16 protein-coding genes are annotated in these 15,460 nt (G+C 41.3%); 10 read left to right on the top strand and 6 right to left on the bottom strand.

The annotated features are described in order from the left end of the window. Window positions 1–13: 13 nt before the first annotated feature. From PSI23_RS03010 to PSI23_RS02970, 9 genes are all read left to right on the top strand, one after another. The gene (locus PSI23_RS03010; RefSeq protein ID WP_273553684.1) at window positions 14–1,024 is read left to right on the top strand and encodes an aspartate-semialdehyde dehydrogenase; all 1,011 of its coding nucleotides are present in this window, start codon (window positions 14–16) and stop codon (window positions 1,022–1,024) included. Then, window positions 1,024–1,872 carry a tRNA pseudouridine(38-40) synthase TruA gene (gene truA, locus PSI23_RS03005; protein ID WP_273553683.1) on the top strand — a complete coding sequence of 283 codons (849 nt, stop codon included), beginning with the start codon at window positions 1,024–1,026 and terminating at the stop codon, window positions 1,870–1,872. The genes PSI23_RS03010 and truA overlap by 1 nt, the downstream gene beginning before the upstream one ends. Before the next feature lie 56 nt (window positions 1,873–1,928). Continuing rightward, complete coding sequence (locus PSI23_RS03000; RefSeq protein WP_273553682.1) at window positions 1,929–2,627, top strand: DedA family protein; 699 nt, start codon at window positions 1,929–1,931, stop codon at window positions 2,625–2,627. A gap of 147 nt (window positions 2,628–2,774) precedes the next feature. Then, window positions 2,775–3,722: an acetyl-CoA carboxylase, carboxyltransferase subunit beta gene (accD, locus tag PSI23_RS02995; protein ID WP_273553681.1), complete on the top strand. Its 948-nt coding sequence runs from the start codon at window positions 2,775–2,777 to the stop codon at window positions 3,720–3,722. Continuing rightward, on the top strand, window positions 3,715–5,013 hold the full coding sequence (folC, locus tag PSI23_RS02990; protein ID WP_273553680.1) for a bifunctional tetrahydrofolate synthase/dihydrofolate synthase: 1,299 nt from the start codon (window positions 3,715–3,717) through the stop codon (window positions 5,011–5,013). The genes accD and folC overlap by 8 nt, the downstream gene beginning before the upstream one ends. After that, complete coding sequence (gene dedD / locus PSI23_RS02985; RefSeq protein ID WP_273553679.1) at window positions 5,003–5,632, top strand: cell division protein DedD; 630 nt, start codon at window positions 5,003–5,005, stop codon at window positions 5,630–5,632. The genes folC and dedD overlap by 11 nt, the downstream gene beginning before the upstream one ends. A gap of 262 nt (window positions 5,633–5,894) precedes the next feature. Continuing rightward, window positions 5,895–6,383 (top strand): colicin V production protein, encoded by a 489-nt coding sequence (cvpA, locus tag PSI23_RS02980; RefSeq protein ID WP_273553678.1) that lies wholly within the window; start codon window positions 5,895–5,897, stop codon window positions 6,381–6,383. 32 nt (window positions 6,384–6,415) lie between these two features. Then, window positions 6,416–7,933: an amidophosphoribosyltransferase gene (gene purF / locus PSI23_RS02975; protein ID WP_273553677.1), complete on the top strand. Its 1,518-nt coding sequence runs from the start codon at window positions 6,416–6,418 to the stop codon at window positions 7,931–7,933. A gap of 148 nt (window positions 7,934–8,081) precedes the next feature. Next, window positions 8,082–8,672, top strand: coding sequence for a UbiX family flavin prenyltransferase (locus PSI23_RS02970; protein ID WP_273553676.1), 591 nt, complete (start codon window positions 8,082–8,084; stop codon window positions 8,670–8,672). 27 nt (window positions 8,673–8,699) lie between these two features. Here the strand turns inward: PSI23_RS02970 and PSI23_RS02965 are convergent, their stop codons facing one another. The 6 genes from PSI23_RS02965 to PSI23_RS02940 all read right to left on the bottom strand — a co-directional run bounded on the left by PSI23_RS02965 (window position 8,700) and on the right by PSI23_RS02940 (window position 14,694). Next, window positions 8,700–9,371, bottom strand: a complete 672-nt coding sequence (locus PSI23_RS02965; RefSeq protein WP_273553675.1) for an alanine--tRNA ligase-related protein — start codon at window positions 9,369–9,371, stop codon at window positions 8,700–8,702. Between the two features lie 24 nt (window positions 9,372–9,395). Beyond that, window positions 9,396–10,331 carry a LysO family transporter gene (locus tag PSI23_RS02960; RefSeq protein WP_273553674.1) on the bottom strand — a complete coding sequence of 312 codons (936 nt, stop codon included), beginning with the start codon at window positions 10,329–10,331 and terminating at the stop codon, window positions 9,396–9,398. A 3-nt stretch (window positions 10,332–10,334) separates the two neighbouring features. Further along, the gene (lysA, locus tag PSI23_RS02955) at window positions 10,335–11,561 is read right to left on the bottom strand and encodes a diaminopimelate decarboxylase (protein WP_273553673.1); all 1,227 of its coding nucleotides are present in this window, start codon (window positions 11,559–11,561) and stop codon (window positions 10,335–10,337) included. Beyond that, window positions 11,542–12,516: a PLP-dependent cysteine synthase family protein gene (locus PSI23_RS02950; RefSeq protein WP_273553672.1), complete on the bottom strand. Its 975-nt coding sequence runs from the start codon at window positions 12,514–12,516 to the stop codon at window positions 11,542–11,544. Before PSI23_RS02950 ends, lysA begins: the two co-directional genes overlap by 20 nt. 491 nt (window positions 12,517–13,007) lie before the next feature. Continuing rightward, window positions 13,008–13,922 (bottom strand): TIGR01777 family oxidoreductase, encoded by a 915-nt coding sequence (locus PSI23_RS02945; RefSeq protein WP_273553671.1) that lies wholly within the window; start codon window positions 13,920–13,922, stop codon window positions 13,008–13,010. 151 nt (window positions 13,923–14,073) lie between these two features. Further along, window positions 14,074–14,694: a glutathione binding-like protein gene (locus tag PSI23_RS02940; RefSeq protein WP_273553670.1), complete on the bottom strand. Its 621-nt coding sequence runs from the start codon at window positions 14,692–14,694 to the stop codon at window positions 14,074–14,076. A gap of 204 nt (window positions 14,695–14,898) precedes the next feature. Between PSI23_RS02940 and yfcD the strand changes: the two genes are divergently transcribed. Continuing rightward, window positions 14,899–15,423, top strand: coding sequence for an NUDIX hydrolase YfcD (gene yfcD, locus PSI23_RS02935; protein ID WP_273553669.1), 525 nt, complete (start codon window positions 14,899–14,901; stop codon window positions 15,421–15,423). Window positions 15,424–15,460 lie beyond the last annotated feature (37 nt).

Raw genomic sequence — 15,460 nt, 5'->3', positions numbered from 1 at the left:
GGAGAAAACCAACATGTCAGAAGGTTGGAATATTGCGCTTTTGGGTGCAACAGGCGCAGTAGGTGAAGCGATATTGGCGTTATTACAGGAACGTCAATTTCCGGTTGGTGAACTGCATCTTCTTGCCAGTGAACAAAGTATCGGAAAGATTCAGCGTTTTAACGGAAAAAACATTACTGTTCGTGATGTGGCAGAATTTGACTGGTCACAAGTACAACTCGCTTTTTTTGCTGCGACGATGGAAATAACAGCACAGCATATTGAAAAAGCAACAGAATCTGGTTGCCTGGTGATCGATAGCAGTGGCTTGTTTGCGGCAGAGCCAGATGTGCCTTTGGTTGTTCCTGGCGTTAACCCATACGCATTGGCTGAATATCGTAACCGTAACATCATTGCTGTGGCAGATAGTTCAACAAGTCAGGTTCTGACTGCCATTAAGCCATTGATCGATGCGGCTGGAATTGCCCGTTTACATTTGACCAATATATTGCCAGTTTCCGTCCATGGCAAAGCAGCCATTGATGAACTGGCAGGGCAGAGTGCTCGTTTATTAAATGGCATTCCGCCGGATGAAGGATTTTTCAACAAACAATTGGCTTTTAACTTACTGCCTTTATTGCCCGATGCAGAAGGTACGGTGCGTGAAGAACGTCGTATTGTCGATCAAGTTCGCAGAATATTGCAGGATGAAGGGTTGCCGGTTTCCGTAAGCTGTGTCCAGTCTTCCGTTTTCTATGGCATTGGACAGATGGTGAGTGTAGAAACACTGCGTCCGGTTGGCATAGAAGAAGCTCGCGGTGAATTTGAACGTCTTGAAGAAATTCGGGTCTCAGAAGAGAGTGATTATCCGACTCAGGTAACTGATGCTTCAGGTAGTGATGTTTTAAGCATAGGTTGTCTGCGCAATGATTACGGTATGCCAGAAATGCTGCAATTTTGGTCGGTTGCCGATAATATCCGTTTTGGGGGCGCATTAATGGCGATTGAAATCGCAGAAAAACTGATGCAGGAGCAATTTTACTAATGTCTGATACAGAGCTGAGTCAGTCTGTGCCAGAGGCAAAGAAAGTGAAAATTGCACTGGGGATTGAATATGACGGCAGTCGATATTATGGTTGGCAGCGTCAGCAAGAAGTGAAAAGTGTACAGGAATGTTTGGAAAAAGCCCTGTCGAAAGTAGCTAATGAGCCAATTTCAGTTTTCTGTGCGGGTAGAACGGATGCAGGAGTACACGCGACCGGGCAGGTAGTCCATTTTGAAACCTCGGCACAACGTAAAGATGCTGCATGGACAATGGGAGTAAATACTTATTTACCTCCAGCTATTGCGGTACGTTGGATCAAAACGGTGGATGATGAATTTCATGCTCGTTTCAGTGCAACAGCTCGCCGTTATCGTTATGTAATTTTCAATCATCGCTATCGTCCAGCGGTATTGGCGCAGGGTGTCACGCATTTTCATTATCCATTGGATGAGCAAAAAATGCATGAAGCGGCGCAGAGCTTGTTGGGAGAAAATGATTTCACTTCCTTCAGAGCGGTGCAGTGCCAGTCCAATTCACCGTGGCGCAATATGATGCATATTAATGTTAGTCGGCACGGGCATTATATTGTCGTGGACATTAAGGCGAATGCCTTCGTTCATCACATGGTACGTAATATTGTTGGCAGTTTGCTGGAGATTGGCTGCGGCAATCAGGACATTGGCTGGATGGCTGAATTATTAGCACTAAAAGACAGGACAAAAGCGGCAGCAACAGCTAAATCCGAGGGTTTATATTTAGTTGCGGTGGATTATCCTGCGTGTTTTGGTTTACCTGAACCCATTATGGGGCCACTATTTCTGGGAAATGATTTAGTTTCTGGAAAGTGATTTAATCTGACATTTTCGAATAATGACAGGGATGTTTGGTCATAACGAGGAATATTATGGAGTTTTTGACTCATTTTGTTGACTTTGCGAAATTCATTGTCGATTTTATTTTACACATTGATGCTCACTTAAAGGAATTGGTTAGGGACTATGGTAGTTGGGTATATGGCATTTTATTCCTGATCGTATTTTGCGAGACGGGTTTAGTGGTTACGCCATTTTTACCGGGAGATTCCTTGCTATTTGTGGCTGGCGCACTATCTGCGTTAGGTTCCAATGATCTTAATGTACATATCATGGCAGCCTTGATGATTACAGCCGCGATTATTGGTGATGCTGTAAACTATACCATCGGTAGAATTTTTGGTGAGAAACTATTTACCAATCCAAATTCAAAAATTTTTCGTCGTAGTTATTTAGATAAGACTCATGGGTTTTATGAAAAACATGGCGGGAAAGCAATAATTTTGGCTCGGTTTGTGCCAATTATTAGAACGTTTGCACCGTTTGTTGCAGGGATGGGGAAAATGTCTTACCGTCACTTTGCTGCTTATAATGTAATCGGTGCATTTATTTGGGTGCTATTATTCACTTATGCGGGTTATTTATTCGGTGATATGCCAATTATACAGGATAATCTGAAATTATTGATTGTTGCGATAATCTTTATTTCTATTCTGCCTGGCGTTATAGAAGTTTGGCGTCATCGCCGTGCTGCATCAAAAAAAGCGGCAGGTAGTGCAGTAGATAGCTAAACAGTAGATAGATAAACAGTAGATAGCTAAGTAGATAACCGTAAACAGGTTTGAGCAGTTTTTTATCCACACTGCAATAGCATTATGGTTTAATGGCACGTAAAACAAAAGCTGGCAGCAGCCAGGTTCAGACGGAAAGGTTCATTAATGAGCTGGATAGAAAAAATTCTAAATAAAAGCAAAATTATGCAAACTCGTAAGGCAAGCATACCTGAAGGAGTTTGGACAAAATGCGATAGTTGTGGTCAGGTACTTTATCGTGCTGAATTAGAGCGTAATCTTGAAGTGTGTCCGAAATGTGACCATCACATGCGCATTTCAGCCCGTAATAGATTGAATTCATTTTTGGATGAAGGCACTGGCACAGAATTAGGCAGTGAGCTGGAACCTAAAGATATCCTGAAATTCCGCGATACCAAAAAATACAAAGATCGCTTAACAGCGGCTCAGAAGCAGACGCAAGAAAAAGATGCGCTGATCGTGATGAAAGGTAAGCTGCATGATATGCCAGTTGTGGCAGGCTCCTTTGAATTTAATTTTATGGGCGGCTCAATGGGTTCTGTTGTTGGTGCCCGTTTTGTCCGTGCTGTTGAGCAAGCTCTGGAAGATAGCTGCCCATTCGTCTGTTTTACTTCAAGTGGTGGGGCACGTATGCAAGAAGCCCTGATGTCATTGATGCAAATGGCAAAAACCAGTGCTGCGCTGGCAAAAATGCAAGATCGTGGTTTGCCTTATATCTGCGTTCTGACCAATCCAACAATGGGTGGCGTGACGGCAAGTCTGGGAATGCTTGGTGATATCAATATTGCTGAGCCTAAGGCATTGATTGGCTTTGCCGGCCCTCGCGTAATTGAACAAACCGTGCGTGAAAAACTGCCGGAAGGTTTCCAGCGCAGTGAATTCTTATTGACGAAAGGTGCGATTGACATGATTGTACCTCGTCCAGAAATGCGTGATAAAGTTGCCAGCCTGCTTGCAATGTTGACCCACAAGCCGCAGCTGGGCACAAAAGCGGAGTCAGTAGAAGAAATTGTTATTGAATCTGCTGATGTCGAAGCTGAGATAAACATCAATCCTAATAAAGAAGATGTCTGATATTTTGCAAATTCCTCAAGCCACGTCGCCACTGATGACGTGGCTTTCCTACTTAGAGAACCTGCATACCAAAGCCATTGATATGGGGCTTGAGCGTGTAGGTAAACTTGGTCGCCAATTAGGCTTATTGAACCCTGCACCCAAAATCATCACAGTGTCAGGCACCAATGGCAAGGGGACTACTTGCCATACCCTTGAGTCTATTTTTCTGGCAGCAGGGCTTAAGGTCGGTGTGTACAGTTCCCCACATTTGGTTCGCTATACCGAAAGAGTTCGTATTCAGGGTAAAGAACTAACGGAACAAGATTTCTGTCGTGTATTCGCAGCGATTGAAGCCCAGCGTGGCGATATCTCATTAACCTATTTTGAATACGGAACATTGGCAGCATTACAGCTTTTTAAAGAAGCTGATCTTGATGTTGTGATTTTGGAAGTCGGGTTAGGCGGTCGTTTGGATGCCACCAATATCGTCGATGCTGATATTGCCGCAATCACCAGCATTGCACTGGATCATACGGATTGGCTGGGAGCTGATCGCGAACATATTGGTCGTGAAAAAGCGGGTATTTTTCGTCGTGAGCATTTTGCGGTGGTGGGGGAACATGATATGCCTCATTCAATTGCTGATGTTGTGGATGAACTGGGTGCGAAGCTCTTTCGTCGTGGTGTTGATTGGCATTTCTCACAGAATGAAAATAGCTGGAATTGGTTAAGCGGCAATCAAAAATTCAATGAATTGCCTTTACCCAATCTGCCATTGGCGAATGCAGCGACTGCGATGGGAGTGATCCACTGCTTGTTGCAGCAGGATGACAAAGTCAGCCGAGCCATTAATGAGCAGGCAATCCATGCAGGACTGAAAAATGCCCAATTACCGGGACGTTTCCAAATTGTCAGGGAAAATCCGCTAATCATTTTGGATGTGGCCCATAATTCACATGCTGCGGGCTATCTGGTGCAAAAATTGGCAGAACGGCCTCGTTCACCAGACAGTAAAATTCGTGGTGTGGTTGGCATGTTGGGAGACAAAGATATTGCGGGTACGCTTGCTTGTCTTTCTCAACAGATTGATGAATGGTACTGCGCATCATTACATGAACTGAGGGGAGCATCAGCTGAAGTATTGTCTGGGCATCTTATGCACGCCCGTACATTCTCCGACGTGGAAACAGCGTGGCGACAGGCAATAGAAGACGCATCAGTGCAAGATATCATAGTGGTTTGTGGCTCTTTCCATACTGTCGCACATGTCATGGAGACACTGGAGGAGGGCAAGGAAGATGGCCAGTAAATTTCAAAATCGCTTGGTTGGAACTTTCGTTCTTGTCGCATTGAGCGTGGTTGTTTTGCCTATAATTTTTGATGGCGATAAGAAATATAACGAAAGTAAATTTGCTTCGGTTCCTTTGGTGCCAAAATCCGATAATGGTGAGGATATTAGTTCGATTTCACCATTGACACAAAACGCGCCGCCTACACCGCCTGTAAATGCTGTGGAAGCGATGCAATTACAGGAACAAAAGTCAGATACAGACGTGTTGCCTGAGCCAACGGTGAAACCTGAAGTACCTCCCCAGCGGAAAGTGGAAACTAAACCACCAGCTAAAGTTGAACCTCGTATTGAAAATCAGCCAGAAACTAAATCGAAGTCAGCAGTACAAGCCCCTCAGGCAACAGCATATGTTGTTCAACTTGGCGCATTAAAAAATGCGGGTAAAGTTGACGAGATAGTAGCAAAGTTGCGTCTTTCGGGGCATCAGGTATATACAGTTCCTTCTTCTCCGGTACAGGGACAGCTAACACGGATCTATGTTGGGCCGAATGCATCAAGGCAAAAACTGGAATCCGTTTTATCCGAATTAAGGAAAATCACGGGGTTACAAGGACAGATCAAAAACTATAAGCCATAATCGGATTGGCGCTTTATGGGGAGCTGAAAGCTTCCTGTGATCATACCAAAAGCTCTACCATGGAGCTTAAAAGGGTTAAATATGACAGGTGATTTTCCATTGTGGAGACAGCAGTTAAAGATTGACCCATCACAGCGAATGCAGTTTATTTACCTGCCGAAAATTATTTTCAATAGAGTGATAAATCTACTACGCAAACGTTTTCGTTTTCTGTTAGAATGCGCCCGACCTGAATGTTGGGAGCCTGTTTTTGGATTAAAATATGGTCTGGATTGATTATACGATTATTGCCATCATTGGTTTCTCGGCACTGGTTAGCTTGATTCGTGGTTTTGTTCGCGAAGCGCTCTCCCTGATAACGTGGGGCTGTGCTTTCTTTGTTGCAAGCCGTTTCTATACTTATCTGGCGGCATATTTTACCCGCCTTGAAGATGAACTGGTACGTAATGGAGTAGCGATTGCTATCTTATTCATTGCAACACTGATTGTTGGTGCGATAGTAAACTATGTCATTGGTTCACTTGTTCAGCGAACAGGCCTGTCAGGTACTGATCGGGTTCTGGGGATCTGTTTTGGGGCCTTGCGCGGTGTCTTGATTGTCTCTGCTATTCTGTTTGTTGCGGACTCTTTCACGCCACTTCCCAAAAGTCAGGATTGGCAACAATCACAACTGATCCCACAATTCAGTCAAATCATCAGGTGGTTTTTTGACTACCTACAAAGTGCGTCGAGTTTCCTGCCGGAGAGATAACGCTCTCCGCTTAGCTGATGAGGAAAGGCTACATGTGCGGTATTGTCGGTATCGTCGGTTTTACACCGGTTAACCAATCGATTTATGATGCATTAACGGTGCTTCAGCACCGTGGACAAGATGCAGCAGGTATTGCAACTATTGATGGTAACAATGGGTTTCGCTTACGTAAGGCTAATGGTTTGGTCAAAGATGTGTTTGAAACACGGCACATGTTACGTTTACAGGGAACCATCGGGATTGGACATGTTCGTTATCCTACGGCGGGCAGTTCCAGTGCATCCGAAGCGCAACCTTTTTATGTAAATTCTCCTTTTGGTATCACGTTGGCGCATAATGGCAATCTGACAAACGCACATGAATTAAAAAAAATGCTGTTTGAAAATGCCCGCCGTCATGTCAACACGACCTCAGATTCTGAAATCCTACTGAATATTTTTGCTAATGAATTAACCCAATTTCCACATTTTCCATTAGCGCCTGACGATATTTTTTCGGCAGTCTCAAAAATGCACAAAAGAATTCGCGGCGCTTATGCTTGTGTTGCCATGATTATTGGGCATGGATTGGTTGCTTTTCGTGATCCACATGGCATTCGCCCTCTGGTGTTGGGCAAGAAAACACTGGAAGATGGCCGCTATGAATATATGGTGGCATCAGAAAGTGTGGCGCTGGACACATTGGGTTATGAGTTCTTGCGTGATGTGGCTTCTGGTGAGGCAATTTATATCACTGAAAACGGGCAATTGTTTACTCGCCAGTGTGCAGAAACTCCTTCATTGACCCCTTGTTTGTTCGAATTTGTTTATCTTGCTCGTCCGGATTCCTTTATTGACAAGGTTTCGGTATATAACGCACGTTTGCGGATGGGGAGGAAGTTGGGGGAAAAAATTGCCCGTGAATGGGAAGATTTGCACATTGATGTCGTCATTCCCGTACCGGAAACATCTTGTGACATCGCACTGGAAATCGCCCACATTCTGGATAAACCCTATCGTCAGGGATTTGTCAAAAATCGTTACGTCGGGCGTACTTTTATCATGCCAGGTCAGCATGAACGACGTAAATCGGTTCGTCGCAAACTGAATGCCAATCGTGCTGAATTCAGGGGTAAAAATGTCTTACTGGTGGATGATTCCATTGTGCGTGGAACCACTTCTGAACAAATTGTTGAATTGGCCCGTGAAGCAGGAGCCAAGAAAGTCTATTTTGCTTCGGCAGCACCGGAAGTTCGCTTTCCGAATGTTTATGGTATTGATATGCCGAATGCCAATGAGCTGATTGCCCACGGCCGGGAAGTGGATGAAATTCGCCAGATCATTGGTGCTGATGCTTTGATATATCAAAACCTCCAAGATCTTGTTCAGGCTGTACGGGAAGAAAACCCTGATATTGAAAAATTCGAATGCTCCGTATTCGATGGTATCTATGTCACGAAAGATATTGACCAGATTTACCTCGACTATCTGGAAAACTTGCGTAAAGACGATGCAATGAAAGTGCTTGGGCAGGGCGAAATAGAGAATCTGGAAATATATAATGAAGGATAATATTTTTATTATCATTCAGTTATAGCTAAATCAGCATAACTTGACGTAGTCTAAATACATTATAAGCAATGATACCTTGTCATTTGAATTCAGATGCTATGTCGTATTATGTTGGTTCTGCTATATAGCCAGAATCTCAGAGGAAAACATGAAAAAATTGATTGTCGGGCTGACCGGAGCAAGTGGTGCGATTTATGGTGTCAGGTTACTGCAAGTTTTGCAGCCAGTAGAAGGCATTGAAACGCATTTGGTGATCAGCCAATCAGCCCGGCAGACTCTGGCATTGGAGACGGACTATCCTCTGCGGGATGTACAGGCGTTGGCTGATGTTGTGCATGACAATCGTGATATTGCTGCATCCATTTCCTCTGGGTCCTTTAAAACATTGGGCATGGTAATTTTGCCTTGTTCGATAAAAACCCTATCAGGTATTGTGCATAGTTACACTGATGGCTTAATTACCCGTGCCGCCGATGTTGTTCTGAAAGAGAATCGCAAGTTAGTGCTGGGGGTGAGAGAAACCCCCTTGCACTTGGGGCACTTGAGGTTAATGACGCAGGCCGCAGAAATTGGGGCGGTGATAATGCCGCCTGTTCCCGCATTTTATCATCGTCCTGAACATATTCAGGATATCATCGACCAGACGGTTAATCGTGTGCTGGATCAGTTCGATATTGACTTGCCAGAAGATCTATTTAGCCGTTGGCAGGGTGCTAAACCCATTGGGTATAGCACTTAGCCTTAGCAATCTTAGATGAAAGAACATTTAATCCATTAGCGTGATTTCTATTCTATTAATCCCTTTTCCTTTGTTCTTTCTTGAAAGTTTGACCTTTCCGATTTCTTTAGTATTGGAAACATGGGTGCCGCAACATAACATTTTTATGTTACGGCATTGCCAATACCTTAGCCCATCCTCTGCCGTAAAGGTGATTTCATTTTCTTGGGAAATGAAGTTATTGACTTGCTCTTCAAGGGAAGCGAGTAATTCAGCAGTAACACTTTCTGACATTTTATAATCAGTTCTATCTTTCTCCATATTAACAAAAGAGCCTTCTACTGATAAAAAACGGCTCATTTGCCTCATAAAATATTCAACAACATGGCTTGCAGAGTGTAAGCGCATAGTTCTGAGCCGATTTTCTTCATTAATGGAGGCTATAACCTGTTGTCCTACTTCGAACCCGGAAGTATCAACATAGTGCTTTATCGGAGAAGTAAAAGACAGTTTGTTACTTTCATTTTGTTCCTCTTCAACACTAACAGCAGTCACAGCTATGCCATTGATCTCGCCCGTATCGTAATTTTGGTTTCCTGATAATGGATAAAATAACGTTTTATCTAAAACAATATAATCTTCACCAACCTCGATAACATTAGCGTTAAACGTACAGTCATAAGGAGCATCATCAAAAAGTCTTTTTGTCTGCAACATCATAGCCTCCGAAAATTAAAGCGATTATTAAAGCGAATAGAAAAAAGGAATAAGAAATGGCACAAGAATCGTGATGATGCCGCCAGAGAGTAATGCAACGGGAACGTAAGAAATACCACAGTGTTTTTCTATAATAGGAAGGGTAACATCCATTGCGGTTGCACCGGCGACACCAATTGCAATATTGCCATTCCCTATACGCGAAAGTGTCGGTATCAGAAGTAATGCAATGACTTCACGAAATAAATCACACAGGAAAGCAACAGAGCCTAGCAATGGATCATTCATTTTGGTGAAGAGAATACCTGACAGGGTATACCAACCAAAACCCGAACTTACAGCTAAACTTTGAGTAAGAGATAATGGAATAAAAAAAGAAATTAGTGCTGCGCCTATATAAGATGCTGCAATAGTAAAAAATGTCATTACGATATTGTAACGATTAAAAAATATTTCTTTCAAACTCAATCCCGACAAGGAGAGTTTCATAGCAATAACAAATATCAGAAGATATAACAATAAAGATATGACTATATCATAATCTATCTCTGGCGTTATTTTATAGTAACCAAGAAAGAAACCTATTATTACCAGACTTGCAAGTAAGATAGGGTCCTTAATATATCCCATGATATCAAAATCATCTTTTTGATTATTACTGGTTGTTACTTTATTTTTTTCATTACCGGCTGTTTTGATATGAAAAAACTTTAAAACAATCACTATAGATAAGGATGAGGCGAAAGCTATACTTATAGCATTAATACCAACATCAGTTAGCTTGCTTATAATTCCAGGTATTGCGCCAATCGTTATCCCCATTAGAATTAATAGTGAGTAAAGGCATAGGTTAGAGACAAGATCAATTAACCTTATGTTTTTATGCTTAAAAAACTTATTAAAATTGAATCCGACAACAAATGCTATCAGTATTGGCAACAGATTAGAGATGGCAATATTCATTACTTAATCCAAAAAACCAGTTGAGAAAAGATCTTCAAAATTTTCAGCTCTACGAATTTGTATAATAGAGCCACTTTTGTCCAGAATATATTCAGCAGGGCGTCGACGAAGATTGAAGTTTGAACTCATGGAGTAGCCATAAGCACCAACATCATTAATGCAAATAAGATCTCCTTTTTTTGTTTTTGGTAAAGGCCTTTCACGAGTAAATACATCTCCTGATTGGCACAGGTTTCCTACAACATCGTATTTTTCTATATCATATTGTTCTATATCATATTGTTCTATATGCTTTTCTTTGGAGCTGATGTTTTCAATGTGATGCCATGCATTATAGTAGAAACACCGAGGAAAATGGTTATATCCAGTATCTAATCCCATAAAATTTCGATTTCCGAAACTTTTCAGGGAGCATACTTTAGCAACCAGCTTACCTGCATTTGCAACAAAGAATCTGCCCGGCTCAATAATGAATTTTGTTTTATCGGATATATTAAAATTTTTTCTAAGCGAGTCCAAAGAGCTTCTTATTGAACGGAGATCATATTGTTCATAGGATTTATAATCATAACCGAAACCACCGCCAAAATTCAGATGAGAAAGGGAATCAAGTTGTATCGATAACTCCATTAAAAACTCAGCATTCTCAATATACATTTTTGTAGACATCTCACCTGATCCAGTATGAGAATGCAAGCCGCTGATTTTTATTTTCTTGGAGTTACAAATTTTCTGGGCATGGTTGATTTCTGAAGGTGATATGCCAAATTTAGACATCTCACCATTAGTAATAACTTTACTTGAGTGACCCGCACCAATCCCGGTATTTACCCGCAAAGTAATCGATTTTTCTAATGAAGATGTCTCTATATCATCTAAAGCATCAAGAGAACCAATGGACACATTTACATTTTTCTGAAAAGCAAACTCAATTTCATTTTTTGTCAGGCAATCCGCATTGTAATGTATTTTATGAGAGGGAATATTGCACCTTAATGCAAGCTCTATTTCTTCTATAGAACATGCATCAACACCAATGCCATATGAATAAATCAGTTTTACAATGTAAGGATTAGAGTTTGCTTTCATTGCATAAAGAATTTCATAATTGGAAGAGTTGAATTCCTTTTTTAATTCATTGATATTTTTGATTATTTTATTTTCACTGTATAGATAGAACGGCGTGCCATTATCTCTGGCTATTTTTTCTTCAACATTTGCTTTTTTCATTTTTAATATCCTGTTGTTGAAATTTAGATATATAGCGTTCACCTGAATCTGGAGAAATACACATTATTTTACACTTAGGGTTTTTATGTATTTCTTTTATAGCGGCGGCTACAACAGCCCCACTAGATAAACCTATATCAATAGAATCATGATATCTTGTGAGGCGACAGGCGGAGAATGCTTCTTCGTCAGAAATTGCATATATATCATCAACAGCATCTTTTTTTATTATTCCTGGAATAAAGTTAGAACCAATGCCTTCGATACTCCAAGGCACGGGGTGATATTCTACACCTGAAAAATATTGTTGATATATAGAACCAATGGGATCGGCAACAATAAATCGTGCTTGGCTTCCTTTTTCACGAAAGTATTTATGTATTCCCATCAATGTTCCGCCAGAGCCAACACCACATACTATAGCATCAGCATTTAGCCCTCCCTGAAGCCACAGTTCTGGCGCAGTGGAAGAATAGTGTGCCATAACATTTGAATAGTTAAAAAATTGGTTGCAAAAATATCTACCTTTTTGATTTGCATATCTTTTTGCAACTTCAACATAATTATCTTCTGAATTCGCTCCTGCATCTGATGGCATGATAATTATATTAGCACCATAGTATTTAAGTAAAAGTAGTTTTTCTTTACTGATCCTGTCATGGGTTACTATAGTGACTTTATACCCTTTTAAGTGACCAATCCAAGCAATTCCTATTCCTGTATTTCCTGAGGTTGCTTCGACCAACTCATCTCCTGGGGTGAGTTTTCCTGATAACTCTGCATCAGTAATTATTTTCAGTGCCACTCTATCTTTTATAGATCCCCCTGGATTATAAGATTCCAGCTTAATTCTAATATCACTATCGGGATATACAGAAGTGAGAATATTAACTACTGGGGTAGTTCCGATTAAATTTAATATCCCAACATTATTTTTCTTGCAAGTAATATTCATGTTAACTCCTCTTGGGAGCAGGTTTTTTTCACAATGATAATATATAAATAACCTTTAGTTATAAAGACATAATTTTTGTTTGCTCGCGGTATTGTTATCATCAATTAGTTATAATAACCACGTTTCTTATATAATGTGTGATTTTTAATTGTGTTTATTTATTTTTTGTTTCTTTGTTCTGTTTTTTGTCTTTTTTCTGATTTTATAAAATTACTTATAATTCTGGTGAAATAAGTAGGGAAGCTTATTTGATTGGTTTTTTAACAATAAAGTTAAATAATTAAACTAAGTGCAAGGCTGAATGATTTAATAATAAAAATCGTCAGATATATAGTTTTATTGGTCTATTAAGAAATATACCCAATGGATTTCAAGATACGTCGCGGCGGCAAGGGAGCGAATCCCCGGGAGCATAGATAACTATGTGACCGGGGTGAGTGAGCGCAGCCAACAAAGAGGCAACTTGAAAGACGAAGGGTATAGCAAGAAGGTTACAGGACATTATTTTTTGCCTTTATTACATCCTGCAAGGCTTCCTCTAGTTGAAAGTAACGGAAACCAAATCCGGCTTCTTCCAGCCTTTTCGGAATGGCTTGTTGACCACCCAAAACTAATTCCGCTGCTTCCCCCATCATTATTTTTAATACAAATTCAGGAATGCGTATGAAGGCAGGGCGGTGTAATACACTGGCAAGTGCGGAACTGAACAATTCATTATGAACAGGATAAGGAGATGTCATATTAAAGGGGCCATGTAGTTCAGGCGATATCAGTAAGTAATAGATACCATTGACCATATCATCAATGTGTATCCACGGCATATATTGCTTGCCATTGCCGATTGCTCCACCTAAACCTAACCGGAACAGTGGTAGCATTTTTTGCAGTGCACCACCTTTTGGGGCCAACACAATGCCTGTACGTAACAAGCATACGCGGGTTTTGTCGCTTCTGGCTTGTAACGCAATCTGCTCCCAACGCTCACAAAGCTGATGGGCAAACTCATTGTGAGGAGAATCATCTTCGGTAACTACTGATTGTCCCTGATCACCATAATAGCCAACGGCTGAACCGGAAATAAATACAGATGGAGGAGAGTTACTGGCTTTAATTAGCTTACTCAACTGTTCAGTGAGTTGCCAGCGGCTTTGACAAAGTATTTCTTTTTGCTTCGCTGTCCATCGCTTATTGATAATAGGTTCGCCAGCAAGATTGATAACGGCATCAAAGCCGTTCAGATCGTGCAGGTCATTTAGCGTCGCCCAACATTCAACGCGATCAGAAAACAGAGAATACACCTTTTGTGGTGAACGACTCAAAATGGTGATGGAGTGGGAGAGCGAGAGCAATTGGCAGGTCAAGCGATGACCAATCAATCCTGTTCCTCCCGTAATTAAGATACGCATAGCCACCCCCTACGACAAAAATAGATAATTGCGTACTGACTATAACAAGGGATGGCTTAAGTGGTAGCGAAATATGCTGCTATTTGTTACCAATATCAAGTTTTTTGGTGAAATATTTTTCCATTAACTGAATTTTTTACATATATCGAAGTCAGGCATCCTTATAGGCTGCTTGGGTCGCAGGGCGTCGACTGATCTTATCCAACCATTTTGCAACCGCGGGATAATCCTGCAAATCGACTTTTTGGTGTTCATGGCATTTAGCCCATGGATAAGTGGCAATATCCGCGATGCTATATTCGTTTCCTCCGAGATAGGCAGTTTTTTCCAGTCGGGTATTTAGCACCTTGTATAAACGTTTTGTTTCTTCTACATAGCGCTTAATGGCGTAAGGTACAACTTCCGGAGCATAGCGATTGAAGTGGTGATTTTGACCGAGCATTGGGCCAAAGCCAGCAACTTGCCAAAACAGCCATTGCAATTGTTCTGTACGTTCACGCAAATCTTTGCTTAATAGCTGGCCTGTTTTGTTTGCCAGATAAAATAAAATGGCCCCTGATTCGAAGATGGAGATTGGTTCACCTCCGTCGACGGGTTGATGATCGACAATAGCCGGGATCTTGTTATTGGGTGCAATGGCAAGAAATTCAGGTTTGAACTGCTCTCCAGCGCTGATATTGATGGGGTGGATTGTGTAAGGTATACCGGCTTCTTCGAGAAAGTGGGTAATTTTATAGCCATTTGGAGTTGGGGCATAATATAGATCTATCATATAATCTCCAGTAATAATAACTCATTGAAAAATATAGCGGTATTACATTACCATCGTTTGTCTGTAAAATGTCACAAATTTCTTGTGTTAGTGTTGGTGAATTTATTTCAGTCAATTATGGTAACTCTTATCTGTTTTTAGCCTCCTTAATCGGAGCATCACAGCAAAAACTGGCATGTAACTCATTGATAAAAGGTTTTTAGGATGGTGCAAGAAAAATCAGCAAGTATTGAATGGATTGACATCGTCAATGAAGACAATGAAGTGATTGCGCAGTCGACTCGTCAGCAGATGAGAGCGCAGAACTTGAGGCATCGGGCTACTTATATTGTAGTGCATGATGGTATGGGAAAAATTCTGGTTCAGCATCGTACAGAAACAAAAGACTTTTATCCGGGAAAATTGGATGCAACGGCAGGTGGTGTCGTTATGACGGGAGAAACTTTGCTTGATGCAGCTCGCCGGGAAGCCGAAGAGGAACTGGGGATTGCAGGTGTTCCTTTTGCTGAACATGGCATTTTTTATTATGAAGAGAAGAATTGTCGTATATGGGGTGGCCTGTTCAGTTGTGTTACTCATGGACCATTTGCATTGCAGGAAGACGAAGTAACCACAGTTTACTGGTTAACGCCAGAAGAAATCACAGCCCGTTGTGATGAGTTTACTTCGGATTCTTTGAAGGCACTGTCTCTTTGGTTAGCGCGTAACAAGCAGACGGAGCTATCCTAGCATTTTTCTCTTACTTCTCTATCTCCCTGGATATAAG

This window comes from Xenorhabdus yunnanensis (assembly GCF_028598805.1).
GTDB lineage: Bacteria > Pseudomonadota > Gammaproteobacteria > Enterobacterales > Enterobacteriaceae > Xenorhabdus > Xenorhabdus yunnanensis.
This window is presented reverse-complemented; position numbering and strand designations above follow the sequence as displayed.

What these genes read in the sequence shown, in the direction of transcription:
- PSI23_RS02940 (WP_273553670.1), bottom strand. Translation starts at nt 14,694, where the DNA reads ATGATAGATCTATATTATGCCCCAACTCCAAATGGCTATAAAATTACC.
- yfcD (WP_273553669.1), top strand. Translation starts at nt 14,899, where the DNA reads ATGGTGCAAGAAAAATCAGCAAGTATTGAATGGATTGACATCGTCAAT.
- PSI23_RS02945 (WP_273553671.1), bottom strand. Translation starts at nt 13,922, where the DNA reads ATGCGTATCTTAATTACGGGAGGAACAGGATTGATTGGTCATCGCTTG.
- dedD (WP_273553679.1), top strand. Translation starts at nt 5,003, where the DNA reads ATGGCCAGTAAATTTCAAAATCGCTTGGTTGGAACTTTCGTTCTTGTC.
- PSI23_RS02950 (WP_273553672.1), bottom strand. Translation starts at nt 12,516, where the DNA reads ATGAATATTACTTGCAAGAAAAATAATGTTGGGATATTAAATTTAATC.
- PSI23_RS02970 (WP_273553676.1), top strand. Translation starts at nt 8,082, where the DNA reads ATGAAAAAATTGATTGTCGGGCTGACCGGAGCAAGTGGTGCGATTTAT.
- accD (WP_273553681.1), top strand. Translation starts at nt 2,775, where the DNA reads ATGAGCTGGATAGAAAAAATTCTAAATAAAAGCAAAATTATGCAAACT.
- PSI23_RS02965 (WP_273553675.1), bottom strand. Translation starts at nt 9,371, where the DNA reads ATGATGTTGCAGACAAAAAGACTTTTTGATGATGCTCCTTATGACTGT.
- folC (WP_273553680.1), top strand. Translation starts at nt 3,715, where the DNA reads ATGTCTGATATTTTGCAAATTCCTCAAGCCACGTCGCCACTGATGACG.
- PSI23_RS03000 (WP_273553682.1), top strand. Translation starts at nt 1,929, where the DNA reads ATGGAGTTTTTGACTCATTTTGTTGACTTTGCGAAATTCATTGTCGAT.
- PSI23_RS02960 (WP_273553674.1), bottom strand. Translation starts at nt 10,331, where the DNA reads ATGAATATTGCCATCTCTAATCTGTTGCCAATACTGATAGCATTTGTT.
- cvpA (WP_273553678.1), top strand. Translation starts at nt 5,895, where the DNA reads ATGGTCTGGATTGATTATACGATTATTGCCATCATTGGTTTCTCGGCA.
- lysA (WP_273553673.1), bottom strand. Translation starts at nt 11,561, where the DNA reads ATGAAAAAAGCAAATGTTGAAGAAAAAATAGCCAGAGATAATGGCACG.
- purF (WP_273553677.1), top strand. Translation starts at nt 6,416, where the DNA reads ATGTGCGGTATTGTCGGTATCGTCGGTTTTACACCGGTTAACCAATCG.
- PSI23_RS03010 (WP_273553684.1), top strand. Translation starts at nt 14, where the DNA reads ATGTCAGAAGGTTGGAATATTGCGCTTTTGGGTGCAACAGGCGCAGTA.
- truA (WP_273553683.1), top strand. Translation starts at nt 1,024, where the DNA reads ATGTCTGATACAGAGCTGAGTCAGTCTGTGCCAGAGGCAAAGAAAGTG.